The organism is Candidatus Moranella endobia PCIT (assembly GCF_000219175.1).
Classification (GTDB): domain Bacteria; phylum Pseudomonadota; class Gammaproteobacteria; order Enterobacterales; family Enterobacteriaceae; genus Moranella; species Moranella endobia.
Genome location: NC_015735.1, coordinates 108,120 through 133,057, shown reverse-complemented (window position 1 = coordinate 133,057; position 24,938 = coordinate 108,120). Strand labels below are relative to the sequence as shown.

Here is a 24,938-nt window from a genome sequence, read left to right as displayed (position 1 = left end):
ATTAGATTTCTCCTCGTTCGGATAAAATATCATGAACGGTTAAAATATCTTTATCTCCTCGGCCAGACAGATTTACTACGAGTATCTGTTCTTTTTTTGGTGCCTCTTGAATCATACGTAGCGCATGGGCTAAAGCGTGGGATGATTCAAGCGCTGGTATAATGCCAGCTTGGCGTGATAGGCGCTGGAATGCGCCCAATGCTTCTTCATCAGTAACCGATACGTACTCGGCGCGACCGATGCTATCAAGGTAAGCATGCTGGGGACCAACCGAAGGAAAGTCCAAACCAGCTGAGATCGAATATGACTCCTCAATCTGTCCTTCGGCGGATTGCATCATCGGCGACTTCATGCCGAAGTAGATGCCAGTCCGGCCATGTTTAAGAGATGCACCATGATTGCCAGTTTCGATACCTTTACCGCCTGGCTCCACGCCTATCAGGCGCACGTCAGGTTCATTAATGAAATCAGCGAACATCCCGATGGCGTTGGAACCGCCACCAACACAGGCAATTAATGCATCCGGCAGGCGTTGTTCGTGCTCTAATATTTGTGCGCGCGTCTCCTCGCCTATCATTCGCTGAAATTCGCGCACGATGGTAGGGAACGGATGTGGACCGGCAGCGGTGCCTAGCATATAGTGAGCTCTTTCATAACTGTCGGACCAGTCGCGCAAAGCTTCGTTGCAGGCATCTTTTAGGGTAGAGGAACCGCTGTGTACTGGAATGACCTCTGCACCCATCAGCTTCATACGAAATACGTTCGGTGACTGGCGCTCAATATCTTTTTCACCCATATAAATGCGGCATTTCAGCCCAAGCAATGCAGAAGAAAGTGCCGATGCTACGCCGTGCTGGCCAGCACCAGTTTCAGCGATAATTTCTGTTTTTCCCATGCGTTTGGCCAAGAGTGCTTGGCCCAATACCTGGTTGGTTTTATGGGCGCCACCGTGTAGTAAGTCTTCTCGTTTCAGATACAATTTTGTCTTAGTACCGGTGGTTAGATTGTGGCAAATGGTTAGTGGTGTCGGCCGCCCAGCGTAATGTGTAAGCAGACTACTGAATTCAGCCTGAAATGCATGGTCGCTTTGGGCGTTAACGAACGCCTCTTCCAGTTGGAGCAGCGTTGGCATAAGAATTTGGGGCACATACATACCGCCAAACTCGCCAAAATAAGGATTAACTAGTGTCATACTTGGTTGTCTCTCACAGTTTCAGTCTAATTTTTTTGTTAATATGCACGCAGCGTTTGAAATACCGTTGCTAGTTTATTATGATCTTTAATACCAGGTGAACTTTCGACTCCAGAATTGTAATCCAGGCCAACGCCGCTAAAACTGGCAGCGGCCACACAATTATCTACACCCAGACCGCCAGCAAGCATGACGTTCTTTAGCGCTGCATCATTTAATAGCAACCAGTCGAAAGGTTTGCCGCTGCCGCCACCATTGTCAATCAAATAGCGCTCTACTTGGGCCAGTTTGCGTGCCAGTATGGTATTGTTTATATTTAGTGCTTTCCATATACGGCAATCGATTGGCAGTGACTGACGCAGAGCGTCAATATAGGTCTTATCTTCGCTACCGTGTAACTGTACTGCTGCCAACGATAGTGCTCTTGCTTTAGCAGTAATTTTGCTCATCGGAGCATCAAAAAACACACCAATATAGCGCAGCGCTGCACCGGCAATGACGGTGCAGCAATTATTTTTGACCTGCCTAGGAGAACCAAGAACAAAAATGATCCCACCGTAAAGCATGCCGGCATCCAAAGAAGCGCGCGCATCAGCGGCGCGGGTCAAACCACAGACTTTGTTTTCCCCTAGTAGCACCCTGTTTACCGCCAGCATCAATTCTAGTTCGGCCATTAGCGCACTACCAATAAGAAAACCATTGACGTAGTAGCTTAGTTCGTGTACTTGACGATAATGCTTCATGCCAGACTCGCTAATGACCGTGACTCCTGCTGGAAGACAAGGACCAAGGGTGCGGGTGCGGTTCAAATCTATGGACAAATCACGTAAATCTCGATTATTGATACCAACCACCTGCGCTTTCAGCGCAATCGCTCGCTCGCGCTCGGCATTGTTTAATATTTCAGTCAACACTCCCATACTTAGGCTGTGGGCCACTGAAGTTAGTGTACAGTAGGTATCATCATCCAGGACGGATAACATCAGTAAAATAGCGTCAGCCTGATACAATCTAGCTAGGTAAATCTGCCAGGGATCGATGATAAAATCTTTGCATAAGATCGGCTGTCCCACAGTTTGTCTAACTTGACGTAAGAAATCGAAACTGCCCTGGAAAGATTTCTCTTCGGTTAGCACCGAAATAGCAGAAGAGTAATGTCGGTACACCCCAGCGATAGCTAGCGGGTCAAAATTAGCGCGAATAATGCCCTTAGACGGCGACGCTTGTTTGCACTCTAGGATAAAAGACGTCCTAGTACCTGACAGTGCTTGATAAAAACTGCGGGTGCTGGGATGTACCTGATAAAAAAAACTATCCAACGGCTGCAGCTGTTTTCGATTAGCCACCCATTTATATTTAGCGGCGACTATTGTTTCAAGTATCTTGTCCTGCATGGATTGATTATCCTCTTGCTGTCATGGCCATTCTGCGCGGTAGCCATTAGGTATTGATCATAAAATATCGTTACTAGTGGTGTGTTATGTCAGCGCCCAAACTAGTGTTTGATTTAACAAATTTGCTCCTTGGGTAGTTAAAATTGATTCAGGATGAAATTGGAAGCCACAGATCCGATCTTCGTCATTGCGTACTGCCATGATCATTTTGTTATAGTGAGCGTTAACTGTTAGCGACTTCGGTACCTGACTGCATATCAGTGAATGATAGCGCGCCACCGTCAGCGGATTAGGTATCCCTGCGAACATCCCCTGATTATCGTGATGTATAGGCGAAGCTTTACCATGCATAATCTCATCAGCCTGGCCTATATGACCACTGTAGGCTTCTACTATTGCCTGATGCCCTAGGCAGATGCCGATGATTGGTAACCGACCTCGTAGTTTGGTAAGCAATTCTGGCATGCAGCCTGCCTGAGCTGGTGCTCCTGGCCCAGGCGATAGTATTAGAATCGGTTGTTTCATTTTAGAAAGCGACCGCGTGATAAGTTCTGCCGGCAAATGATTGCGGTAAATTAATACTCTATGAGAGCTAGCACGTAACTGATCCACTATATTATAGGTAAAAGAGTCGATGTTATCGAGCAACAGAATATCGGCCATTAGAACAGTTCCTTTGCATCATGGGTGGTAGCAATCGCGCGCAAAACCGCACGTGCTTTATTGCGACTTTCGTCGGCTTCAGTTTGTGGAACAGAATCCAGTACCACGCCCGCCCCTGCCTGTACTGTGGCTATGCCGTCTTCTACATAGGCGGAACGGATGATAATACAGGTATCGAGAGCGCCAGTAGCAGTGAAATAACCAATTGCACCGCCGTAACTACCGCGGCGTTCACCTTCAGCCTCGGCTATAAGCTGCATTGCTCGAACTTTTGGTGCTCCACTCAATGTACCCATGTTCATGCAAGCACGATAAGCATGTAGCACGTCAAGATCAGCTCTCAGCTTACCTACCACCCGCGAAACTAAATGCATGACGAAAGAATAGCGATCGACTTTGGTAAGATCTGCTACATAGCGAGTGCCAGGTTCACAGATGCGCGCAAGATCGTTGCGCGCCAAATCTACTAACATCAGATGCTCAGCTAACTCTTTATGATCAATTCTCATTGCCAGCTCGATTCTGCTGTCGAGATCGGCATCCAACGTACCGTCATCGCGGTGACCACGCGGGCGGGTTCCAGCAATCGGGTAAATTTCAATTTGCCTGTTGTTTGGATCGTATTTTAACGCGCTTTCCGGCGAGGCACCAAACAAAGTGAATTCCTTATCTTGCATGAAAAACATATATGGACTGGGATTATTTTTTTTCAACGTGCGGTAGGCGGCAAGCGAAGAAGCACATGGCAGGAAAAATCTCCTAGATGGCACTACCTGGAAAATTTCTCCTTTGCGAATGGCCTGCTGCATGCGACGTATAATTATGCCATACTCCTCGTCGCTATGGCTGCAGGTTAGTGACATGGTATCAATAACCAAATGCGGTAGTGGTTCAGGCACCTGAGTTAGCAGCTGATGTCGTAATTGCTCAATACGTTGCTGCAATCGCTGTTTTTCCACTGTATTGGGGCTAAATAGGCTGCACTGCAGTTCACAGGTTTGCTGCTGATGATCTAGTATCAGAAGAGTTTCAGCAAGATAAAAGCAATAATCTGGGCAACGTTGTCCTGGACGCAGTAACGGCAAAGCTTCAAAACCAGCAACTAGATCATAAGCGAACAAGCCCCCGAAAAACATCGCTTTCGGTGATGCTGGCGGTTGCTTAACCAGCTTCAGTAGCAGACGTAGACAATCAAATACAGACAACGAACATAGCCTGGCGTCCTCATCTACTGCTTGTTCCGTTTGTGGGAAAGTTAGCTCACAGCCATAGGGATGCACAATCAACGGCACCTGCTCCGGTAAAGCTTCTTTTAGCAGCGGCAACAGAGCGGCGCCGTTGGCACTCAGAGCCTGAATTGTTACAGTTTGGCCAAGGGCGGTGATCCGCAGCGCGCTGTCCACTACCATCATGCTTTCAAGATCATGCTTCTTATCAATCTCAGCTGATTCCAGCAATAGTGTCGCGGGACGGTTACCACACAACTGGTTGAATATAGCCGTAGGATCGGAACTGTAAGAGGCTTGAGCGTACAGCAATTCTATCTGGTATTGGCTACTTGTTATTTGTTGCATTATCTATTTTCCTAATTGTTACCCATGAAAAAGCCCGCGTGCGCCGCGGGCTAGTCTGGATCTTGCTTGTTCTAATGATTACAACGCATGATAACGCCACCAACCACATCAAAAAATACGCCGCCAGCGAAAAAGTAAAGTGACAAGTATAATTATGTGAGTATCTCGATGACTTGTATTTAACTACGTACTAGTAAACTAGTATAGAGGCAAAAAGTCAACTTGCATGGCTGAACTGAACCAAATAAATACACAATGTAAATAGCACACTAACTAATATCAATTACTTACAATGTAATTTGTTATCTACTGTGTAGTTGTTTTTTTTTTTTGCTATGGTGGTTACCACTACAGCGTGAATGTGCTTTGATTGTGTTACCAGTATAATCCCGTCGCATAAGATAACTTATCTGTTCTGGCGGCAGCATAGCCCAACTGCCGCGTTGCATTCCCTTGGGCAGGCTAATGTTACCGTAGCGCACGCGGATAAGACGACTTACTTGTAGTCCAACTGCTTCCCACATTCGCCGCACTTCGCGATTACGCCCTTCCTTCAGAGTAACAGTGTACCACTGGTTTAGACCTGTTCCCCCCTCCTGTAACTTCAAGCTGTTAAAGTAAGCATAACCATCTTCTAGCTGAACACCGCTGGTCAGCTGACGTAATTTCCCCTCATCCACTATGCCGAAAACACGCACGGCATATTCACGTTCGATTTCACAGCTAGGATGCATCAAGAAATGAGCAAGTTCTCCATCATTGGTAAATAACAATAGCCCTGATGTGTTGATATCCAGGCGGCCAATGGCCACCCAGCGGGAATGATTGAGAAGTGGCAGGCGATCAAACACCGTTGGCCTTCCATCCGGATCGCGGCGTGTACATAGTTCGCCTTCCTGTTTATAATATGCCAGCACGCGGCAACGATTGTTTTCTACCGGTTGGATAGTGATAATTCGACCATCAATGCGGATCTTGGTAGTATTAATTACCTCCACACGATCTCCCAGAGTAGCAACTTGACCGTCTACGCTCACGCGACCCTGCTCAATAAGTGCTTCGATCTTTCTGCGTGCACCATATCCGGAGCGGGCCAGGATTTTTTGTAGTTTGTCATGCCTTGCGCATCTCATATAAGATATATACTTATCGGAATACTCAGTTGTTAAGATTATAATTTATTGGCTGCTATCGATGGTCCTTCCGGTGCTATGCTGCTATCTACCTACATCCCGTACTAGATCGAGATACTGCTGTACGTTCGCGCCTAACTTACTTACTAACTAATACCCGTTCCACGGTATTAACAATTACCTGCGTCTGTGGGTCAAGTTCGATATTGACGCTCTCGCCGAGCCGTTTTTGACCTAGGTTGGTGCGCAACAAAGTTTCAGGTATCACATGCACACAAAAACAGCTGCCTGTAATCTCGCCTACCGTCAAACTTATGCCTTCAACGCCGATATAGCCTTTATGCAGGATATATTTCATTAGTTGCCTATTTTGCATTGAACACCAAATCTGTCGGTTGTTCTCTGATGTGATAATTTTAGTTAGTTCGGCTGTGCATCTAACGTGCCCTGACATAAGATGTCCACCAATTTCTGCCTGTAGGCGCGCCGCCCGTTCAATGTTAACCTCGTCGCCGACCCCAAGCTGGCCCAAGTTGGTAAGTATGAGCGTTTCTTTCATCAGATCAAAACTTACCATGTTGCTATTAATTCCGGTAACTGTCAGACAACAACCATTATGGGCGACAGAGGAGCCAATGGATAAATCAAGCAACAGCTCAGCAGGAAGACGGAGGTAATGGGTACGAAAATAATTTTTTTCTTCAATCGCAATAATGGGCACTGTGGTTTGCACAATCCCTGTAAACATGCACTTCCTCATCTGGCTAAAACTGACGTATTAACTGCTTATTTTATATATATTGTATGATAAATGATAACTTATCACAAGTTATCATAGATAATTTAGGTTCTAGCTAATATCTAGCACAGCCATACTTAGACTATATATAGTCCCGATGTGTTAGTTTTATGACATGTTTAGAAGGGATAAATTAATAAATATAGCGATTATTGCTATATTTGCTTCTATCTATACCGAAAAATACGTCGACATGAATGAGCAAAAAAAATACAATCATGAAATATCAATTACCCACCTGTGGTGGTCTAACTGAATAGAACTAGTAACTAAGATAGTATTTGGTACGTCCGAGTGGAATCGAACCACTGACCCCCACCATGTCAAGGTGGTGCTCTAACCAACTGAGCTACGGACGCCTAAAAAATGATAGTAAGTACTATATGATGTCATGATCATAGCCACTAAGTCAAGGTTTTGGGCAACTGGCAGTGTCTACAAACGAGCGAAATATTAATTGCACCTATATGCCGCCCTTGATTCCATTGATTAATAATGCAATGTGCTTATTAAGTCAGTTTGTCACCGTTAGACATAAGCGCAGGTGGCATCTCAGGAACGTCTGTAATATATTATTCTTCATGCTGCTACTTCTAGAATATGTTGAGCTCTAGCCAGCTAGCCTAGACTGCTGTCTGAAACATGCGCTGCTGGTTGTAATTTTAATCTAGAGTTTTTTCTTTATTCGCCTCGATAGCAGCGCTGACCCAAAGATAGATTATAGATTATAGACTATGAGTAGTCAGTAGTCTTAACAGAGAACTCGCATAGTTTAACGCTTGTGGCCGTAACCTCAATAACCGACCCGTGGCGGTGCCAAGCACCAAGCACAACACGACAGCGCGCACCAGGTAAACGGTGAATAGCTGGTAGGTGGGTATGGCCATGTATCATCACCTTAGCACCAGTGTGCGCCATCAATGTCATCACTGCCTGTGTGTTAACGTCCATGATATCGTAGGTTTTAATTGCATTTACATGCAGGCTCTTCGCGCGCATTCTATTGGCAATTCTTAACCGCAATGGCAATGGTAGCGATAAAAATAGTCGTTGCCGCCAGCGTTGATGCACTAATCGGCGAAAATTCTGGTATTCGCTATCGTCGGTACACAACGTGTCGCCATGCAGTATCACGACACTAAGCCCATCAAGCTGCATAACCTGCGGTGCTGACAACAGCGTCATACCGCAAGTTATAGCATAGCGCTTACCGAGTAGGAAATCACGATTACCATGGATAAAATAGCAGGGAATACAGCGCTGACCCAAAATTTGCAGTGCAACAGAAATTTCGTGATGTAACGGATTAGGATCATCATCCCCTATCCATGTCTCAAACAAATCACCAAGAATATATAATGCTTGAGCGTCCAGGGCCCTGTTACGCAAAAAATGCAGAAAACTGGCGGTAGTAGCCGAATTTTGTGCGCAAAGATGAATATCTGAGATGAACAGCGTTGACATGTTGGCGTAGTTACCTTGATATCGGTAATGTGGTTATGTTCAAAATCAGGATAACGTCTTAGTTTTTTATCAACATATTCTAGCGGGTAAAAACGCTGTCATTGAACATAAACCGTAAACTGTATGAAGGGCACATAGCTCCAGAACGTTGTTTTTGGTACGTGTAATTACTGCATTGTTGTTGATATTATCAAGAACGTCGCACATCCAGCCCGCCAATGTGCGCACATCAGCTTCGTTAAAACCACGGCGGGTGACAACAGCTGGTGTACCAATACTTATCCAGTAGGTAACGAACGGGCTTTGTTGATCGTTCGGTACATTGTTTTTGTTAACAGTAATATTTGCGCGGCCCAGGGCAATATCAGCCTCTTGTCCGTTAAGGTTTTTTCCCGTAAATCTAGCAAGAACAGGTGATTATTGGTAGCGCCTGATACTACTTTGAAACCGCGAAATAAGAAAACCTCTACTATCTGTTGCTGGTAAGTTTTAAACGCTGGCTCCATGGCCTATTTCAAGGCAACTGCCTTAGCGGCGATGACATGCATTAACGGACCGCCCTGCGCACCATGGAAAACAGCTGAATTAAGTCTGTCATACATTAATGCACGATATTATTTATTATATAAATTATATAATTTACCAGATTAACTGAAGCACCGTTTGTCAAATGACCACCGTGTGCTAGATGCATGTAAAGCACTGTATCGACCGGCTGAAATAGCATAATTTGCCTGTGATCCAGAATGAGGCTGTACATTTGCATAATCGGCACCAAACAAAGCTTTCGCGCGATCGATTGCCAATTGCTCAACCACGTCTACATATTCACATCCGCCATAGTAACCGGGATAACCTTCAGCGTACTTATTGGTTAGCTGTGAGCCCTTAGCCTGCATAATTCTGGTACTAGTGTATTTCAGAGGCAATCAGTTCAATGTGCTCTTTCTGGCGCATTACTTCCTGCTCCATTGCCTGCCACAATTCAGCATCATAATCTGCAATGTTTATGTCATGCTTTTTTTAACATCTGTTTCCTCTTACTATCTATCCGCAAACCACTATACATGAGAAACATGCCTGATTGATGTTGTTCTATGGTCTAGATAGCTTTAAGCTAAAAGCTAGGTGCGCACGTGCAGTAGTTACTTACCGTTTTATGATCGATACCCACATCGGTCCTTGCCCTACCTCATAGCGTGCTATGGGCGCTAGTTTGCCTGATTTTGCATCGATGGCGTACACTGCTATATGGTGCGATTTCTGCCCGGCAGCAACTAGGAAACGCCCTTGGGTATCGATATTGAACCCACAAGGCTGGGTTTCAGTTTTCTGTTGGCCCAAAAAACTTAGTACGTTGCCTTCCTCCGACACTGCAAACCAGCTGATAATGCTTGTGGTGCGATCGCAACAGTAAAGCAAATTTCCATTAGGAGTAATATGAATATCAGCCGCCCAGCGGGTATCACTCAATCCAGAAGAATGCATCATATCTAGTGTTTGCACAATACGCGGACCGGTGCGCGCGGCGTTTATAGCAATCACCTGCACCATACCGCTGAGTTCATTGATGACATAGGCATAATTACCGCTGTAGTGAAAAGCCATATGACGTGGTCCAGCGCCGGTACTTTTTAGCGCCACCGGCTTTAGAGTTGTCAAATTTTCAGACTCGTCAATAGCATAGAGTCGTATACGATCTTCTTGCAGGCATGGCACCCAGAGTAACTTATTGATGGTATCTACATTAGCGGAATGGCAGTTGGTTAATCCTTCCAGGGTTTGCTGCGGCGCGCCGACGATACCATGCTCATCGATGGGGCTGACGCTGAGACAACTGCTGCTATAGGAAACGCTGTACAGTTTCTTGCCCTTTGAATCTGTGGTTAAATGCGTCGGGCTACCCGGCAACGGCGTTATATTAGCTTCGGTTAACAACCCTAGTTTATCAATGTAGTAGCTTACCACACCACATACCGGCCGAACACCAATATATAGGTGTGTGTTCGCTGGATGAATTGCCATCGGCTTCCCTTGACCGGGGGTGTTTAACACTTGCAATAATGTTAGCGAGCCTTGATTATCCATTTGCCAGACGTGTATTTGCTGACTTTCTGGGCTAGCAACGTAGACAATATGTATCATTTCATTCTCCTATTCTAATAATAATTTACTGTAATAGCCTCAATCAACAAGTCGCACAGTTTGCGTCATAATGAGATCTAGTCGTAACCACCATTACAATTACATGCAGAATTTCAAGAAGAACAGTCTACGTGATTCCCAGGTTTGCTATTTTTTATGTTTTGTTCAGCAAAAACAACAACAAACTAAACCACCATATTATGTTATGTATGTATGGCTGTTATTGCAGCCATGCCCGCCATCATAGGGGAACTATGACATAGGTTAGTCAGGCCGGCCTGCTACGGTTATGCTTCAGGCACAATTACTACATTCAGGGTAACGAACATATCGTTATATACCTGAATTTTGACGTCGTGGTCACCAATATTGCGCAACACACCATGTGGCAAACGTACTTCACTTTTAGTTACATTAACTCCTGCAGTAGTTATTGCGTCCGCGACGTTACGGGCACCAATAGAGCCAAAAAGTTTACCTTCGTTGCCTGCTTTAGCCGCAATAATAATGCAACCTACTTCCTGAAGTTTTGCAGCGCGTGTTTCAGCGGCAGCCTGAATATCCGCCAGTTTTGTTTCCAATTCAGCACGACGTACCTCAAACTCTTTCAAGTTTTCCTTGGTAGCTGGCACTGCTTTGCCCTGCGGAATTAGGTAGTTACGAGCATAGCCAGCTTTCACTTTAACCTGATCACTAAAACCGCCCAGGTTACTTACTTTAGCAAGCAGAATCACTTGCATCATTTTCTCCTCTCAAATAATTAGTAGATCCAGACTGATTAATGATGCAGATCAGTGTACGGCAATAGCGCAAGGTAACGCGCACGCTTGATAGCGCTGGCTAGCTGCCGTTGGTATTTGGCACGAGTACCGGTAATCCGGCTCGGGACAATTTTTCCACTTTCAGTGATATAGTTTTTCAGCATAGCGATGTCTTTGTAATCAATCTCAACAACGCCATCCGCGGTAAAACGGCAGAATTTGCGACGACGGAAATAACTTCCCATAAGGCTAGTCTCCATATATCAAATCAATTGGCTCAGCATGTAACACTTTAGCATGTAACACTATTTTGCTTAAGCCATTGCGTCCTTGATGGCAACTAATGAACCCCTGCACTGCAATATGCGTGCCTAATATAATACTGTTTATATTAATAGTTTGTTGCCCACTAAACACAACGGGCAATCTACACCATGCCTGGCGTGAAAAACCAGCCTCGTGCTGCACAGAACGGTGCTCAAGCACAAACTGGCAATGTGAAATACCGGAAGGACTCACCTTACGTATAGGTGTTTTACACACTATGCCCGACAGCATCAGGCGGTTTGCTAACATGATCTATCTAACATGATCGTATTCTTCAGAATCACCAGCATTAGAATCTTCGTTAGTATCGATTACAAAATTTTCACGGCGCTTGCGGCGTTCGTCTTTTACTTTTCCGATCGGAGATGCTTCAGTTGCGGCGTGCTTAACACGCATGACTATGCTGCGGATAATGGCGTCATTGAAGCGAAAAGCTATTTCTAGCTCTTCTACTACTTTCTGTGGTGCTTCTACGTTCAGCAGAACGTAGTGCGCTTTATGTAGTTTGTTAATTGGGTACGCTAACTGACGACGTCCCCAGTCTTCAAGACGATGGATTTTGCCTTTAGCAATAGCAATCAGGTTGCTATAGCGTTCGATCATACCAGTAACCTGTTCGCTTTGGTCAGGATGCACCATAAAAACTATTTCGTAATGACGCATAGAATGGCTCCTTACGGATTATTCAACCTCCGATGGTCAACTTTATCCCATGGAAGTAAGGAACTTATACATAAGTTTTTATTCGAAAAACGGCGCGCAATTATAATGAGCTAGTTGGCTAAAAACAAGGACAACGTCGTCTTATTTTTGCGTTTTAGCATAATTTTTGCTCAGTGAAATATCAGCTTGATTAGTGAGCTGCAATTTTTTTGCATACTCTTGTTGTTATTTTAGCCTTTGCTGCTGTTAAGTTATTAGTGGCAAAATATAACATATATAGAGGGTATCAAGATGAAAATACAATATCTTTCTGTACTAATGTCGGCAATAGCGATGGTAAGTAGTGCCAGAGCCACCGAAGTTTATAATAAAGAAGGTAATAAACTTGATTTGTACGGTAAATTCAACTGTATACGTTATATGTCATTTTATGCTAATAAAAACGGTGATCGTTCTTTTGTTCGTTATGGCTTCCGGGCAGAAACCAAGCTTAGCGCTAATATTATTAGTTTCGGTACCTTGGAACAGGAAGTTGGGTTGCGCCATACCGAAAGTATAGTCGCAAACAATCACTTTAGCCGATTAGGTTTTGCCGGTATCAAGTTCACCAACGTGGGCAGTATCGATTATGGACGGAACTACGGAGTACTGTATGACGTCGGTGCCTGGACAGATATTGTGCTAGTATTCAGCGGGGATACCACAGTTACTGATAATGTTATTACTGGCCGCGCCAATAGCTTGCTAACCTATCGCAATACCAACTGCTTCGGCAGGTTAGATGGCTTTAATTTTGCACTGCAATATCAAGGAAAAAATGATAGCAAAGTTGAGCATAAAACAGATCTTGATCTCCAGAAAGAAAATGGCGTAGGCTATGGTATATCAGTTACTTACGATTTTGGTAAGGGAGTTTCAGCCGGTGCTGCAGTTACCAGCAGTAATCGCACTATGTATCAGCGCTTGCAGAAGATTACGCGTAATACAGGTAAAAAAGCTCAGGCTTGCTTTTTCGGCATGAAATATAATGCCGATAAAATTTATCTGGCGGCTCTGTACGGTAAAACCCGTAACATGACGTCCTACGGTAAATTCACTGGCGAAAAGTATGGTGTTGCTAAAAATGCGCACAATATTGCATTAATAGCACAATATAAATTATATTTTGGCCTGCGTCCTTCTCTTGGTTATCTACAGTTGCGCGTGGACAGTGACTATAGTAGTAAAAGACAAGATATTAAAAAACATATTGATGTTGGCGCTAGGTATAACTTCAGCAAACACATGCTTACTTTCATTGATTATCGCATCAATTTGCTTTCCAATAATGATTTTATCAGTGCCGCACAAATATCAACCAAAAATATCATTGCGTTAGGCCTGACATATATGTTTTAACAAATATTAGTTGCTTGAGTTGATACAGATAAACTGTCCATATGATATGAGTAGTAATACTCGCTGCTAAATAATGTTGATTTTTAGTATTACTACTTGGCAATCAGTAGTTGGAATATAAACAACATGTATATACAACTATTGCACAACAGCAAGATCAAGAGATTGCGATAGTGGCCGTACATCAAATAAAAATTAATAGTGGCCGTTATTATATTATTGCTTCGGTATTATCTTACCACTCCACTATTAGTTACTTCCCGGACAGCAAATATGCATTTGCAAAATTATAGTGATAGGCCGTGGTAGGCTAATTAGTTATTATATTAGCTGTGTAGTTTAACTAAATGAGTGTTCTATAACTTTTAGATCTCATCTAGTAATATTATTACAGCATTTGATATTAAGATTTTCAGAGTTGTTAAAAAAAGCACTATGCTGATATCGATTGTCGCCATAATAACAATGGCTTAAAGTTGTTAGGCTATCTTCTAGTGAAGATTTAACATATAAACTCATGAATAAAAAGATATAAATACTTATTCCTCAAGCTACATCTTTCCAGCTACCTGGATCATTGTAGGTCGTGGTACCAACGGCAAAGGTACCACCTTCTGTGGTTACTAGAAACAATCTTGCTTGCCAGTGGTATCGTTCATTGCGCGGGCATAAATGGCAAATATTGTAACAATTACATGTCAGGAACATATACCTAATTTTTATGGTTAGTCTGTTTCGCTGGTTTGTACTTGTGGAAAAAACTGGTTTATCGAGTACTAACCGGATGCTTGGCATATTTTTTGGGGCGATCAGGGGCATTTTGCTCGTATCTGATATGCTAGGCTGCTAGCATTACTTGACACTTTAAACTGTTGCTATCACAGCTATTACTGGCGGCAGTCCCAATTTATACCTAAATTTAGCTGTATTATTAGCTGTTGTTGTAACTAACTATATATAAATTATTTACATCATCGCTGGATTACATTACTTGCGCTAGCATAAGTAATGCCTTTCTTAGTTAGCACTGCTTTTATCTTAGATACAGAGCAGGCGTGAGATATTGGATTAACATAGTCTTATTGTACAAATCTAGTTTCCCCGCTAGTTAGTTTAGTTACTGGTTAGGGAAAAATGACTATTGACAGCTATTATTGCTGCGATAATAGCAGCACCACGAACTTACTAGTGCTGTGCTGCCAAGGTTTCCACATATCACGTTAAGCAGATAACTAGTAACCTAGTATTAACTTTATTACCTTCGTCGTGGTAACTACTAACTATATGCTATCGGCGCATAGTTAGTAGTTTAGTTTAATATTAATTATTGAGTTATGCAGTCTTTTTCAGACGCTACTGCGTAGCAATCCTTGTTTTTTCAGCCAGACCAGCAAAACAGAAATGGCAGCTGGCGTAACTCCAGAAATTCTTGAAGCCTGGCTGATAGATTGGGGTTTGTAAGCATTTAGTTTAGCTACAACTTCGTTGGATAGGCTAGATACAACGCTAAAATCAATATCAGTTGGCAGCAGTGTATTTTCATGGCGTATATGACGTTCAATTTCCTCCTGTTGACGAATAATATAACCATGATATTTAATCATGATCTCGATCTGTTCTGCTGCCTGCTCGTCAGTGATTGCTGGACCAAAATCATTCAAACTGGTCAGCTGTGCGTAATTTATCTCTGGGCGGCACAGTAATTCGGCGCCGTTAGTTGCTTGTTTCAGCGGTGTTTTAAGCAGCGTATTAAGCTTTTTTATGCCGGCGCTGCGGGGATGTACCCAAATATTACGCAGACGCTGATGCTCGAGCTCTATCTGTTCCTGCTTAGAACAGAATCTTGCCCAGCGCATATCATCTACCATTCCTAGTTTTCTACCAATTTCCGTTAGCCGAAGATCTGCGTTATCTTCCCGTAACAACAGTCTATATTCGGCACGCGAGGTAAACATACGGTAAGGCTCTTTTGTACCAAGAGTACATAAATCATCTACTAGTACGCCGAGATAGGCTTGATCACGCCGTGGTGACCAACCAGTTTTACCGATCGCAAGTCTTGCTGCGTTCAAACCAGCTAGCATACCCTGGGCTGCTGCCTCTTCATATCCGGTAGTACCGTTGATTTGGCCGGCGAAGAACAGTCCATTGATCAATTTACTTTCCATAGTTAGCTTTAGATCACGTGGATCAAAGAAATCGTACTCGATTGCGTAGCCTGGACGCACTATGCGTGCGTTCTCTAGACCTTGCACGGAGTTAATAATTTTCATCTGTACATCAAACGGTAAGCTGGTTGATATGCCGTTGGGATAAATTTCATTGCTGGTTAGCCCTTCTGGCTCGAGGAAAATCTGATGGGCATTACGATCAGCGAAGCGCATGACCTTATCTTCTATTGAAGGACAATAGCGTGGCCCAACTTCTGCAATAATGCCAGCATAAATTGGGCTACGATCAAGATTTTGACGTATTATTTCATGAGTATGATCATTGGTATAGGTAATATAACATGGAATTTGGCGCGGGTGTTGATCCGCAGATCCAAGGAACGAGAAAACCGGTAGTGGATTGTCTCCTCGCTGCATTGCTAGATGTGTAAAATCTATACTACGTACATTAATGCGAGGTGGTGTACCAGTTTTTAGGCGATGCACCCGGAATGGCAGCTCACGCAGACGGCGCGATAGTGCACTTGATGACGGATCACCTGCCCTACCGCCGCTGTAGTTATTCATTCCTATATGTATTTTGCCATTGAGAAAGGTCCCAACGGTAAGAACCACGGCACGGGCGCGGAATTTAAGTCCCATTTGAGTAACAGCGCCGACGACACTATCACCTTCTATGATTAGATCCTCTACTTCCTGTTGAAAAATTAGTAAATTGGGCTGGTTATCAAGCGCTGCGCGCACCGCCTGACGGTAAAGCAAGCGATCAGCCTGGGCGCGGGTCGCCCTAACTGCTGGCCCCTTACTGAAGTTTAACCTCCTAAATTGAATACCAGCATGATCGATGGCCTGTGCCATCACGCCGCCCATAGCATCAATTTCTTTTACTAAATGTCCTTTACCGATACCGCCAATTGCAGGGTTACAAGACATTTGTCCAAGTGTATCAATATTCTGTGTTAGTAACATAGTTTTGCATCCCATCCGTGCCGAAGCCATTCCAGCTTCCGTGCCTGCATGACCGCCACCAATTATAATTACATCGAAATGATCTAAATCAAACATAGCAAAAACCTCACGTTAATTCATGAAATTCAATATTATTGAAAGTGTACAGTGACAAAACTAAGAATATCTATAGTTGATGAAATCACATTTATTTAGACAAGTCAGTTATCGAGCACGCTGTGTACGTATATAAGCTATTTAAAAGCTTACTACGTAAGGGTGGAATAAGCATGATATAGCGCTTAATAGCTACTACAACAGTAGCTAAGAATGCAATGCAGTTTTTTTATTATAGTCAATTTATCCAACCGAAGTTGGAATCGAGACAATCATTTGATCTGACTGTGATAGGGGATGTTCGTGATGTGCAATAATGCTAGCGCTAGACTAGATGCTAGCATGACGTGATTACAGAGACCGCGGCAGCTTTATGCTATCTCATCAGCGTTACCAAGGTAGTAATGATTAATAACTTGTATATTTTTGTCAAATTCGTACACTAATGGTATACCTGTAGGAATATTTAGTTCTGTGATCACTTCTTCGCTAAGATTATCCAGAAATTTTACCATTGCTCGAATGGAGTTACCGTGGGCTGTGATGATCACCCTTTCACCGTTCTTCATACGAGGTAAAATATTTTCTTTCCAGTAAGGCAGAACGCGATCGATAGTCAACGCCAGGCTTTCTGTGGTTGGTAATTCGTTAGCGGTTAATTTGGCATAGCGTATATCGTGGCCTGGGAAACGCTGGTCATCGATGGTTAGTGCAGGAGGAATAATCGCTAAACTACGCCGCCATTGTTTAACCAGTTCATCACCGTATTTTGCTGCTGTTTTAGCTTTGTTGAGTCCCTGTAGTGCACCATAATGACGCTCGTTCAAACGCCAGGATTTTTCCACTGGTAGCCAAACCTGATCTAGTTCGGTTAGTATATACCATAGGGTGTTAATAGCTCGTTTCAGTACAGAGGTGTAGGCAACATCAAATTTATAACCTGCTGATTTCAATATTTTACCAGCTATCTTTGATTCGGTGCGACCTTTTGCCGATAATTCAACATCCGTCCAGCCGGTAAAACGGTTTTCATGATTCCATTGGCTTTCACCGTGACGTATTAGAACTAGCTTAGTTACAGCCATCATTATGTAATTCCTCACCGTACTAATCATTCGAATTATATTTATAATAATCTTTCTATATTAATAGTGCAACCACTAGCTCGATGGGTAAGATAGTCAGAGTAAAATAAATAATATATAATTTTAATACACGCTAAACGTTTACAGCTTCATTAAACAACCGTAGTAATACCAATAAACTAGCTAGTGTAAAAAAATTAGCCTTATTTCGGTGTAATTGCGCAAGTGTAATTCCTAATTGTGGGTCACAATGATGCTAATAACATTAGAAGAACTAACATATGGAATGTGAATCCGGTAGTGAATCAGGTAGCAATAGTATGTTTAACGACGTTGTCGTACCGCTTCAAATAGGCATACCCCAGCTGCAACCGACACATTAAGGGACGAAACGGCGCCAGCCATGGGAATGCTAATTATTTCATCACAGTGTTCACGGGTTAGACGGCGCATACCTACGTGTTCCTCGCCCATTACTAGAGCTAATGGCCCTGTTAATTTACTCTGATAGAGAGTATGAGTAGCCTCGCCTGCGGTTCCCACAATCCATACATTATGCGCTTGCAGAATACGTAGCGTGCGCGTTAGATTGGTAATACGGAATAGTGGCACGGTCTCCGCCGCGCCACTAGCTACTTTTTTAGCTGTTGCGTTTAACGGTGCTGCTCGATTACGCGGAACAATAACCGCATGTACACCAGTAGCATCGGCACAGCGTAGACAGGCACCAAGGTTATGTGGATCGGTGACCCCATCCAAAACTAGTAGTAGCGGCATGGCTAACTGTGCTAGCAGTGCTGGTAGATCATTCTCTTGCAACTGTTGTTGCTTCTTAGCTTGTACGCGGGCAATAATGCCTTGGTGTATGGCCCCTGCAGCTTTCTCATCAAACCACTTGCGACTGGCTATTTGGATTATTATGCCGGCTTGCTCCAGTTGCTGAATTATAGGCTGTAAACTGTTTTTGTTTTTTCCTTTTAACAAATATACATCCAGTAAATGCTGAGGATTATGTTCCAGCAGTGTTAATATGGCATGAATACCGTAAATAATTTCGATCATAATGTTTTTTTTTTGGAGTGGTGCTAAAAGTGGGTGCCGGAACAGCAGTTTTCTGCTGGCTTGGTAGCCAGCTGCCAGTAACCAGTGGCAGCTGGCTGCTTATGTTACCGCTAGTTGTTTTGCTAAGGTAACCTGAGTAGTAGTCGGTGCTTAGCCGATATGACATCCTGCTGTAATTACTACTTACGGCCGCCTGAACGAAAGTTTTATTAGTTGCCAGTGGTCTTTTGCACTGTATTGTGTCTTCGGCTGCGCTGGTATTTATTTCGAATACTGCTTGTTTTTACTTTGTTTTTGGTTTTCTGTTGACATTGGTTTGCCATATTGCTAGCTACCATCGGCTGATGGTAGCTAGCAATTAATGAAAAATCAATTTTGCGTTCTTCCATATGCACGGCTTTGACGTATATTTCAACTGCATCCCCTAGCCGGTAAATTTTGCCGTATAACTCTCCTATCAGTCGCTGACCAATATTATCGTAACGGTAATAGTCATGGTATAGGGACGAAATATGCACTAGGCCGTCGATAAACATATTATTTAGCCGCACAAAGAAGCCAAAACTGGTGACACTAGTAATAATTCCTTTGAATACCTTTCCAACTTGATCTTGCATAAAATCGCACTTTAGCCAGTCCGCTACGTTTCTGGTCGCTTCATCTGCTCGTCGCTCACCTAGCGAACATTGTTTGCCAATTGTTAATATTTCTTCCAGCTCAGCATGCCAGCCCCCAGTCGGCGTAGTGCGGCCGTCAACTTTACCATTTTGACGGCCAATAATATATTTAATTGCTCTATGTAGCGTAAGATCAGGATAGCGGCGGATAGGTGAAGTAAAATGTGTATAAGCCTGCAGCGACAACCCAAAATGGCCACGGTTTTCATGAGCATAAATCGCCTGTTTCATTGATCGCAGTAACATTGTTTGCAATAGTTCTTGATTTGGCTGGCTATAGACTTGGTTTAATAAATTAGCATAATCTTTCGCTTCGGGTTTATCACCTCCGCCCAAGGTCATCCCTAATTCGCCTAATATCGTTCGTAAAGAAGTGATATTGTCGTTGTTTGGACGTTCATGTACTCGATACAATGCTGGTTCTTGATGCTTCTCAACAAAGCGCGCTGCGGCAATATTCGCTAAAATCATACATTGTTCGATCAGTTTATGAGCATTATTGCGTTTCACTGGTTCTATACGCGCGATGCGATGCTCAGCATTGAAGATGAACTTTGCCTCCTCAATTTCAAAATAGAGACTACCAAGCTGAAAGTTGGCTTGTTCTAAAGTTTGGTACATTTCATGTAACTGCATTAGCGATTTTATGAGCGACAAGTAGTGGGTGTGCAATGACTTTTTGCTCTGTAAAATATTCCAAACTATGTTATAGGTCAGGCGAGCGTGAGAATTGATCACAGCTTCATAAAACTTATAGGAAGAAAGACGACCTTGCGCTGAGATAGTCATTTCACAGACCATACATAATCTATCCATCTTAGGATTAAGAGAGCATAATCCATTGGACAGTGCTTCAGGTAGCATTGGTATTACCTGCGAGGGAAAATAAATTGATGTTGCTCGCCGGCTGGCTTCTTGATCAAGCGGGGTATGCGGGCGAACATAACAGCTAACGTCAGAGATCGCTACCCACAGACGCCAGCCGCCGTTGCGTTTGGTCTCACAATACACAGCATCGTCAAAATCGCGTGCATCCTCGCCATCGATAGTCACAAAAGGTAGTGCTCGTAAATCGATACGACCGTACTTTTCCTCTTCCTGTACCTCTTCTTTCAACTCAGCAATTTGTTGCTCAACTTCCGGTGGCCAAAAGTATGGAATATCGTGGTTACGTAGCGCAATATCTACTATCATACTGGTACCCATATTATTGCCTAGTACTTCTACTACTTTGCCAATAGCTTTGGTCCGCTTAGTTGGGCGCTGGGTAAGTTTAACAACCACTACGCAACCCATGCTAGAGCCATTGGTCGCTTCCGGTGGAATTAGTATGTTGAAATTGAGACGGCTATCATTTGGCACTACGAAAGCGCTACCGTGTTTACTTAAAAAACGTCCAACTATTAGGCTATTTTTTGGCACTAATACCTGCACAATGCGTGCCTCGCGGCGATTTTTGTGATCCTTGCTCTGTGGCTGTGCCAGGGCAATATCGCCGTGAATAACCATTTTCATCTGTTCTACGGACAAGTAGTAATCGTTCTTGCTACCTTCTACACGTAAAAAACCGAAACCATCACGATGGCCAATGACCGTACCACGTACAACATCTAAGCGCTCTGGTAGATAGTAGCACTGCTGGCGAGTAAAAATTAATTGCGCGTCTCGCGCCATAGCGCGTAGCCGACGACGTAAGCCATCCAACTGATTTTTAGCACTGATGTTTAGTTTTAGTTCGCTCGCTAATTCTTCGCAGCTAACTGGTTGTTCTCGCTTGGCTAAATAAGCGAGGATCAATTCTCGACTAGGTACTGAGAACTTGTTTTTTTCTGCCTTTCTTTGCAGAAAGGTACTTGGTGACATTGTGCTATCTCCATTTATAGCGGTGATTTAGGCAATCATGTTACTGTCCATGCTTAGCATGTAACGCCACAAAAACTATAGACGCCTGCGTTAATAACGATAAATTTGTTGTTCAACAATTACTTTATGCACGTTTATTGTTGGATAACAATATTGCGATATAAAATAAATGGTTTGGAAACTAATTTCGTTCTTTTTTTATTCTCATGTTCACCATGTGGTTGTTAGGAATAAAATCGATAACTTCACATCTTGCTTGAAACAATATGAGAGTAGGTAAGATCAAGCTGAATTCATATGCAACGTTAAAATCTTAACTACTGTCTATCGTCTTTCTTTGCGGTTTATCCATAGCCTTAAACGTACGTAAAACGTACGTATAGTAACTATTCATTGTTTCCAAACAAATCAGTGGGGATAGATAAATAAATGGATAGGTGCCGTGATTACTAGATTTAAATTATCCGACAGTGTAGTAATAATGTGTAAAACCAAGTAATTTTCAGCTCAATATTTCAGTAATAATATTATTATCGTTTGATAATTCATAGCTTAGGGCTTAGGTAAAATTGTTTGCTACCTGCCGTGATCGTAATTGATGAGTGATTCAGCATTGCTGCTTAATAGCGTGCGTGATAGATATAAGATGCGACCGTTGCTAACGGTCGCCAATAACATTAAATCTATCTATTCCGGTACTTTCATGAAGCGGAAGAAATTGTTCTCTGTACTGAGCACCATCACATCGTTATTGTTAAAGCTGTTTTCATATGCACGCAGACTGCGGATAAAAGAGTATAGAGCTGGATCCTCGTTAAATGCATCGGCATATAGCTTGGCAGTTTTAGCATCTGCTTCACCGCGAATAATCAACGCCTGACGCTCTGCTTCCGCCAAAGTGCGAGTAACCTCATAATCAGCAGCGGCACGCAGCTTTTCAGCCTCTTCTTGGCCCTGTGAACGGTGGTGACGGGCAACTGCCTCACGTTCTGCGCGCATGCGCTGATAAATAGCATCGGATACTTCCGTTGGGAGGTTAATTTGCTTAATACGTACATCTACTACTTCAATACCAAGCGCTGCCATACTATTTGGATTTACCCCTGGCGGCAAACTGTTTGTTTCAAGCTCTACTAGTGCGGCAACGGAAGCGATTGCGTTATCGACCGCTGTTGATTGTGTTTCTTCATCGTCACCAGACGTGCCGTTATTAAGCGCTTCGCGCACATCTGTCATCAGGCGGTTGCGGGAGTCAGTGACAATCCCCTTAACATCTAATCGACCTAATTCTGAGCGTAGCCGGTCGGAAAACTTCCGTTTTAGTAATACTTCTGCCTGTGAAACATCGCCGCCGCCAGTTGCTAAATAATAACGGCTGAAGTCACTAATACGCCATTTGATATAAGAATCAACAATCAGGTCTTTCTTCTCCATGGTAACAAATCGATCCGCCTGATTTTCCATTGTTTGAATGCGCGCATCAAGATTCTTGACAGTTTCGATAAATGGTATTTTCATGTGCAGGCCTGGATTATAAATTAACGGTTTGTTATTGCTATCGCGCAATACTTTACCAAAACGCAGAACGATGCCACGCTGACCTGCTTGTACTAAAAATAATGATGCATACAGTAATACCAGTACTATCACTGTAATAAGCATTAAAGGCTTACGCATCATAGTTTATTCCCTCCCTTTGCTTTGCGCGTGGTATCGTCACGCTGTGCATTAATAGTTCGCTGATTTGTGATATTTTCGCTGGCGTTAGGTAGCCGCCGCAAATTGCTCTTATCATTTTTGTTACCTGAGCTAATTGTGCTATTGCCTACCGGCTTATTATGCAATATTTGATCTAAGGGCAGCACCATCAATTGTTTGTTTCCCTTATCATTTACCAGAATTTTATTGGTTTTTTTCAAGACTCGTTCCATCGTGTCAATATAAAGACGTTCGCGTGTAATTGCTGGCGCCGCTTTATATTCTGGTAGCACTTTTTTAAAACGCTGTACTTCTCCTTGTGCTTCCAGCACGTTACGTGCTTTATAAGCACGTCCCTCTTCTAGAATGCGCTGTGCCTTACCGTTAGCTCGTGGCTGCACCTCATTGGAATAAGCTTCGGCTTCTCGGATATATTGTTGTTCGTTTTCCCGCGCGGCAATAGCGTCATCAAATGCGGCTTTCACTTCTTCTGGTGGTCTAGCCGCCTGGAAGTTAACATCCAATAAGGTGATACCCATGTTATAAGGTTGGATGATTTCTTCTAGCACGCGCTGGGTATCGCTACGCACGACAGTACGACCTTCGGTTAGTATTCGATCCATAGTATATTTACCGATTACTCCACGTAGAGCGCTATCAGTTGCTTGGCTGAGGCTATCTTCGGCGTTGGTTACACTGAACAAATAGCGCTCAGGGTCGGTCACGCGATACTGTACATTCATTTCCACTCGTACCACATTCTCATCTGATGTAAGCATAACGCCAGCCGCAGCCAGCTCCCGCACCGACTCAACGTTGACTGCGGTAACAGTATCAATAAAACTTGGCTGCCAGTTTAAGCCAGGTTGAACCAAATGATCAAATTTGCCAAAACGCAACAATACGCCACGTTCCGCTTCTTTAATCGTATAGAAGCCGCTGCTTGCCCAGATTACCACAAAGGCCGCAAACGCTAGAACTATATACCGGCTGTTTTTCCCTATTGAACTGTTGCCAGTACTACTGTCTTTGTTAACTAACCTGCTCAGAGTAAAGATTAGTTTGCGGAATAAAGCATCAATATTGATCGTTATTTGTTCATGTTTATTGTTATTTGTGCTACATGTACCACTACTATTGTTAGTCCCACATGATTCATGGTCATATCCTTGATTATTAGGTTGATTCCAAGCCATATTCTTAGCTCCATGTTATTTTAATGATAATGTTATTCTGTTTGTAGGTGAGACAATTCTAAAATTTGAAAAGCTATTTGTTTACATAGATGCGATGCTATCAGGCAGTGGAAGTATTACTATGGTGGTGTTTTACCCTATTTTAGTTATAGTTGTGCTTTACAAGCCGCTACTAATTCGTTTGCCATAGATAGGCTATATAGAGCTATATTGAATTTATGTAGATGGTTTTTATGTACTGGTATTGTTCTTATCTACTCATCTGTACCAGAAAGATTAGATAATAGAATTATATTATTGTAAATAAACCGCCAACAGGGATATGCTTGTTTATTTATCTTTATCACCTTCCTGTTGCAAGGATTTTCCAATAGTTATGCTGTAATTCGTCAAGCAAGAACGCGCTGGTACAACGGTTGAAATTGCGTGTTTATAAACCATCTGGCTGATATTATTCTTCAATAAGATAGCAAACTGGTCGAACGACTCAATCTGTCCCTGTAGTTTAATGCCATTTACTAAATAAATAGAAACCGGAGTACGTTCTCGACGTAATTTGTTCAAGAACGGATCTTGCAAAGATTGCCCCTTAGCCATTCTTGCTTTTC

At 43.1% G+C, this 24,938-nt stretch carries 20 protein-coding genes, 1 tRNA gene and 3 pseudogenes; 2 read left to right on the top strand and 22 right to left on the bottom strand.

What is annotated here, in order from left to right; genetic code table 11:
* Nucleotide 1: 1 nt before the first annotated feature.
* From trpB to MEPCIT_RS00560, 4 genes and pseudogenes are all read right to left on the bottom strand, one after another.
* Nucleotides 2-1,192, bottom strand: coding sequence for a tryptophan synthase subunit beta (gene trpB / locus MEPCIT_RS00575; protein WP_013975522.1), 1,191 nt, complete (start codon nt 1,190-1,192; stop codon nt 2-4).
* A 38-nt stretch (nt 1,193-1,230) separates the two neighbouring features.
* Nucleotides 1,231-2,586, bottom strand: a complete 1,356-nt coding sequence (gene trpCF, locus MEPCIT_RS00570; RefSeq protein WP_013975521.1) for a bifunctional indole-3-glycerol-phosphate synthase TrpC/phosphoribosylanthranilate isomerase TrpF — start codon at nt 2,584-2,586, stop codon at nt 1,231-1,233.
* 93 nt (nt 2,587-2,679) lie between these two features.
* A pseudogene (locus MEPCIT_RS02545) lies at nt 2,680-3,249 on the bottom strand (glutamine amidotransferase-related protein); the annotation flags it as partial.
* Nucleotides 3,249-4,823, bottom strand: a complete 1,575-nt coding sequence (locus MEPCIT_RS00560; RefSeq protein ID WP_013975519.1) for an anthranilate synthase component 1 — start codon at nt 4,821-4,823, stop codon at nt 3,249-3,251. The gene MEPCIT_RS00560 and the pseudogene MEPCIT_RS02545, both read right to left, overlap by 1 nt.
* Here MEPCIT_RS00560 and MEPCIT_RS02470 point away from each other — a divergent pair.
* Nucleotides 4,808-4,966, top strand: a complete 159-nt coding sequence (locus MEPCIT_RS02470) for a hypothetical protein (protein WP_158305766.1) — start codon at nt 4,808-4,810, stop codon at nt 4,964-4,966. The genes MEPCIT_RS00560 and MEPCIT_RS02470 overlap by 16 nt on opposite strands.
* Nucleotides 4,967-5,125: 159 nt before the next feature.
* Here the strand turns inward: MEPCIT_RS02470 and rluB are convergent, their stop codons facing one another.
* The 11 genes and pseudogenes from rluB to rpsF form a co-directional block, all read right to left on the bottom strand.
* Nucleotides 5,126-5,956 carry a 23S rRNA pseudouridine(2605) synthase RluB gene (gene rluB, locus MEPCIT_RS00555; protein WP_013975518.1) on the bottom strand — a complete coding sequence of 277 codons (831 nt, stop codon included), beginning with the start codon at nt 5,954-5,956 and terminating at the stop codon, nt 5,126-5,128.
* Nucleotides 5,957-6,095: 139 nt separating this feature from the next.
* Nucleotides 6,096-6,704: a riboflavin synthase gene (locus MEPCIT_RS00550; RefSeq protein ID WP_013975517.1), complete on the bottom strand. Its 609-nt coding sequence runs from the start codon at nt 6,702-6,704 to the stop codon at nt 6,096-6,098.
* A gap of 333 nt (nt 6,705-7,037) precedes the next feature.
* Nucleotides 7,038-7,114 (bottom strand) — tRNA-Val (locus MEPCIT_RS00545).
* A 373-nt stretch (nt 7,115-7,487) separates the two neighbouring features.
* Nucleotides 7,488-8,219: a UDP-2,3-diacylglucosamine diphosphatase gene (locus tag MEPCIT_RS00540; protein WP_013975516.1), complete on the bottom strand. Its 732-nt coding sequence runs from the start codon at nt 8,217-8,219 to the stop codon at nt 7,488-7,490.
* A gap of 69 nt (nt 8,220-8,288) precedes the next feature.
* A pseudogene (locus tag MEPCIT_RS02540) lies at nt 8,289-8,767 on the bottom strand (PLP-dependent aminotransferase family protein).
* 106 nt (nt 8,768-8,873) lie between these two features.
* A pseudogene (locus tag MEPCIT_RS02535) lies at nt 8,874-9,191 on the bottom strand (serine hydroxymethyltransferase); the annotation flags it as partial.
* 177 nt (nt 9,192-9,368) lie between these two features.
* Complete coding sequence (gene pgl, locus MEPCIT_RS00530) at nt 9,369-10,364, bottom strand: 6-phosphogluconolactonase (RefSeq protein ID WP_013975515.1); 996 nt, start codon at nt 10,362-10,364, stop codon at nt 9,369-9,371.
* Between the two features lie 287 nt (nt 10,365-10,651).
* Complete coding sequence (gene rplI, locus MEPCIT_RS00525; protein WP_013975514.1) at nt 10,652-11,104, bottom strand: 50S ribosomal protein L9; 453 nt, start codon at nt 11,102-11,104, stop codon at nt 10,652-10,654.
* A 38-nt stretch (nt 11,105-11,142) separates the two neighbouring features.
* The gene (rpsR, locus tag MEPCIT_RS00520; protein ID WP_013975513.1) at nt 11,143-11,370 is read right to left on the bottom strand and encodes a 30S ribosomal protein S18; all 228 of its coding nucleotides are present in this window, start codon (nt 11,368-11,370) and stop codon (nt 11,143-11,145) included.
* Nucleotides 11,371-11,374: 4 nt separating this feature from the next.
* On the bottom strand, nt 11,375-11,701 hold the full coding sequence (gene priB / locus MEPCIT_RS00515) for a primosomal replication protein N (RefSeq protein ID WP_013975512.1): 327 nt from the start codon (nt 11,699-11,701) through the stop codon (nt 11,375-11,377).
* A 3-nt stretch (nt 11,702-11,704) separates the two neighbouring features.
* Nucleotides 11,705-12,115, bottom strand: coding sequence for a 30S ribosomal protein S6 (gene rpsF / locus MEPCIT_RS00510; protein ID WP_013975511.1), 411 nt, complete (start codon nt 12,113-12,115; stop codon nt 11,705-11,707).
* Between the two features lie 291 nt (nt 12,116-12,406).
* Here rpsF and MEPCIT_RS00505 point away from each other — a divergent pair, with 291 nt between their 5' ends.
* Nucleotides 12,407-13,513, top strand: a complete 1,107-nt coding sequence (locus MEPCIT_RS00505; RefSeq protein ID WP_013975510.1) for a porin OmpC — start codon at nt 12,407-12,409, stop codon at nt 13,511-13,513.
* A gap of 1,346 nt (nt 13,514-14,859) precedes the next feature.
* Here MEPCIT_RS00505 and mnmG read toward each other — a convergent pair.
* From mnmG to hfq, 7 genes are all read right to left on the bottom strand, one after another.
* The gene (gene mnmG / locus MEPCIT_RS00495) at nt 14,860-16,749 is read right to left on the bottom strand and encodes a tRNA uridine-5-carboxymethylaminomethyl(34) synthesis enzyme MnmG (RefSeq protein WP_013975509.1); all 1,890 of its coding nucleotides are present in this window, start codon (nt 16,747-16,749) and stop codon (nt 14,860-14,862) included.
* A gap of 371 nt (nt 16,750-17,120) precedes the next feature.
* On the bottom strand, nt 17,121-17,834 hold the full coding sequence (gene gpmA, locus MEPCIT_RS00490) for a 2,3-diphosphoglycerate-dependent phosphoglycerate mutase (RefSeq protein WP_015580549.1): 714 nt from the start codon (nt 17,832-17,834) through the stop codon (nt 17,121-17,123).
* A gap of 324 nt (nt 17,835-18,158) precedes the next feature.
* On the bottom strand, nt 18,159-18,896 hold the full coding sequence (gene rlmB / locus MEPCIT_RS00485; protein WP_013975507.1) for a 23S rRNA (guanosine(2251)-2'-O)-methyltransferase RlmB: 738 nt from the start codon (nt 18,894-18,896) through the stop codon (nt 18,159-18,161).
* Nucleotides 18,897-19,105: 209 nt separating this feature from the next.
* Nucleotides 19,106-21,436 (bottom strand): ribonuclease R, encoded by a 2,331-nt coding sequence (rnr, locus tag MEPCIT_RS00480; RefSeq protein WP_013975506.1) that lies wholly within the window; start codon nt 21,434-21,436, stop codon nt 19,106-19,108.
* Nucleotides 21,437-22,123: 687 nt separating this feature from the next.
* Nucleotides 22,124-23,113: a protease modulator HflC gene (gene hflC, locus MEPCIT_RS00475; protein WP_015580548.1), complete on the bottom strand. Its 990-nt coding sequence runs from the start codon at nt 23,111-23,113 to the stop codon at nt 22,124-22,126.
* A complete protein-coding gene (gene hflK / locus MEPCIT_RS00470) occupies nt 23,113-24,330 on the bottom strand; it encodes an FtsH protease activity modulator HflK (protein WP_013975504.1) in 1,218 nt (405 codons plus the stop codon). The genes hflC and hflK overlap by 1 nt, the downstream gene beginning before the upstream one ends.
* A gap of 330 nt (nt 24,331-24,660) precedes the next feature.
* Nucleotides 24,661-24,927, bottom strand: coding sequence for an RNA chaperone Hfq (gene hfq / locus MEPCIT_RS00465; RefSeq protein WP_013975503.1), 267 nt, complete (start codon nt 24,925-24,927; stop codon nt 24,661-24,663).
* Nucleotides 24,928-24,938: the final 11 nt, after the last annotated feature.

Coding starts and splice junctions, on each gene's coding strand:
- rlmB (WP_013975507.1), bottom strand. CDS start 18,896: ATGATCGAAATTATTTACGGTATTCATGCCATATTAACACTGCTGGAA.
- rnr (WP_013975506.1), bottom strand. CDS start 21,436: ATGTCACCAAGTACCTTTCTGCAAAGAAAGGCAGAAAAAAACAAGTTC.
- MEPCIT_RS00560 (WP_013975519.1), bottom strand. CDS start 4,823: ATGCAACAAATAACAAGTAGCCAATACCAGATAGAATTGCTGTACGCT.
- gpmA (WP_015580549.1), bottom strand. CDS start 17,834: ATGGCTGTAACTAAGCTAGTTCTAATACGTCACGGTGAAAGCCAATGG.
- hflK (WP_013975504.1), bottom strand. CDS start 24,330: ATGGCTTGGAATCAACCTAATAATCAAGGATATGACCATGAATCATGT.
- rluB (WP_013975518.1), bottom strand. CDS start 5,956: ATGAGATGCGCAAGGCATGACAAACTACAAAAAATCCTGGCCCGCTCC.
- MEPCIT_RS00540 (WP_013975516.1), bottom strand. CDS start 8,219: ATGTCAACGCTGTTCATCTCAGATATTCATCTTTGCGCACAAAATTCG.
- mnmG (WP_013975509.1), bottom strand. CDS start 16,749: ATGTTTGATTTAGATCATTTCGATGTAATTATAATTGGTGGCGGTCAT.
- rpsF (WP_013975511.1), bottom strand. CDS start 12,115: ATGCGTCATTACGAAATAGTTTTTATGGTGCATCCTGACCAAAGCGAA.
- trpB (WP_013975522.1), bottom strand. CDS start 1,192: ATGACACTAGTTAATCCTTATTTTGGCGAGTTTGGCGGTATGTATGTG.
- trpCF (WP_013975521.1), bottom strand. CDS start 2,586: ATGCAGGACAAGATACTTGAAACAATAGTCGCCGCTAAATATAAATGG.
- MEPCIT_RS00550 (WP_013975517.1), bottom strand. CDS start 6,704: ATGTTTACAGGGATTGTGCAAACCACAGTGCCCATTATTGCGATTGAA.
- priB (WP_013975512.1), bottom strand. CDS start 11,701: ATGTTAGCAAACCGCCTGATGCTGTCGGGCATAGTGTGTAAAACACCT.
- MEPCIT_RS00505 (WP_013975510.1), top strand. CDS start 12,407: ATGAAAATACAATATCTTTCTGTACTAATGTCGGCAATAGCGATGGTA.
- hfq (WP_013975503.1), bottom strand. CDS start 24,927: ATGGCTAAGGGGCAATCTTTGCAAGATCCGTTCTTGAACAAATTACGT.
- rplI (WP_013975514.1), bottom strand. CDS start 11,104: ATGCAAGTGATTCTGCTTGCTAAAGTAAGTAACCTGGGCGGTTTTAGT.
- pgl (WP_013975515.1), bottom strand. CDS start 10,364: ATGATACATATTGTCTACGTTGCTAGCCCAGAAAGTCAGCAAATACAC.
- rpsR (WP_013975513.1), bottom strand. CDS start 11,370: ATGGGAAGTTATTTCCGTCGTCGCAAATTCTGCCGTTTTACCGCGGAT.
- hflC (WP_015580548.1), bottom strand. CDS start 23,113: ATGCGTAAGCCTTTAATGCTTATTACAGTGATAGTACTGGTATTACTG.